This window comes from Mongoliimonas terrestris, from assembly GCF_001927285.1.
Lineage (GTDB): Bacteria > Pseudomonadota > Alphaproteobacteria > Rhizobiales > Pleomorphomonadaceae > Chthonobacter > Chthonobacter terrestris.
This window is the reverse complement of record NZ_MSIG01000052.1, coordinates 1-921: the sequence shown is the minus strand read 5'-3', so window position 1 is coordinate 921 and position 921 is coordinate 1. Positions and strand designations below refer to the sequence as shown.

At 69.7% G+C, this 921-nt stretch carries 1 protein-coding gene and 1 pseudogene; both read right to left on the bottom strand.

Annotated features, from left to right (window positions below):
- A pseudogene (locus BUQ68_RS24385) lies at positions 1 to 148 on the bottom strand (electron transfer flavoprotein subunit alpha/FixB family protein); the annotation flags it as partial.
- A gap of 19 nt (positions 149 to 167) precedes the next feature.
- The gene (locus BUQ68_RS22570) at positions 168 to 917 is read right to left on the bottom strand and encodes an electron transfer flavoprotein subunit beta/FixA family protein (RefSeq protein ID WP_075218282.1); all 750 of its coding nucleotides are present in this window, start codon (positions 915 to 917) and stop codon (positions 168 to 170) included.
- Between the last annotated feature and the right edge of the window lie 4 nt (positions 918 to 921).

Genomic DNA, 921 nt, shown 5'->3' with positions numbered 1-921 from the left:
TGGCCGCCGCGTCGGCGACCCCGGCGGCGCCGGAGCCCGCCACCAGCACGTGGACCGGCTCGCCCATCAGGGCGGCGGCGGCGAGCGCCTTGGCGGTGGCGTCCTTCAGGCTGGCGTTGTCGTGTTCGGCGAGAAGAAGGGTGGTCATGGATGTGCTTCCCTGTCGCTCAGAGCACGCCGGCTTCGGTCTTCAGCTTCATCACGAGGTCGGTCGCCGAGGCGACGCGCACGCCCGCGATCCGGCCCTTCGGCTCGGCGGTCTTCACCACCTTCAGCCGCGGCGCCGTGTCGACGCCGTAGTCGGCGGCGGCCTTGACCTCGAGCGGCTTCTTCTTGGCCTTCATGATGTTCGGCAGCGAGGCGTAGCGCGGCTCGTTGAGGCGCAAGTCCGTGGTGACGATCGCCGGCAAGGTGAGCTTCACCGTCTGCAGGCCGCCGTCCACCTCGCGCGTCACGTCCACCGTGCCCTCGCCGAGCTCCACCTTGGAGGCGAAGGTGCCCTGGCCCCAGCCGGTCAGCGCCGCCAGCATCTGGCCGGTCTGGTTGCAATCGTCGTCGATCGCCTGCTTGCCGAGGATGACGAGGCCCGGAGCCTCCGCCGCCGCCACCGCCTTCAGGATCTTGGCCACCGCCAGCGGCTCCACGATGCCGTCCACCTGGACCAGGATGCCCCGGTCGGCGCCCATGGCGAGCGCCGTGCGGATCGTCTCCTGCGCCTGCGCCGGACCGATCGACACGATCACCACCTCGGTGGCCCTGCCGGCCTCCTTCAGGCGCAGCGCCTCCTCAACGGCGATCTCGTCGAACGGGTTCATCGACATCTTCACGTTGGCAAGGTCGACCCCCGTGCCGTCCGCCTTCACGCGGATCTTCACGTTGTAGTCGACGACCCGCTTCACGGGCACGAGGATCTTCATGGCG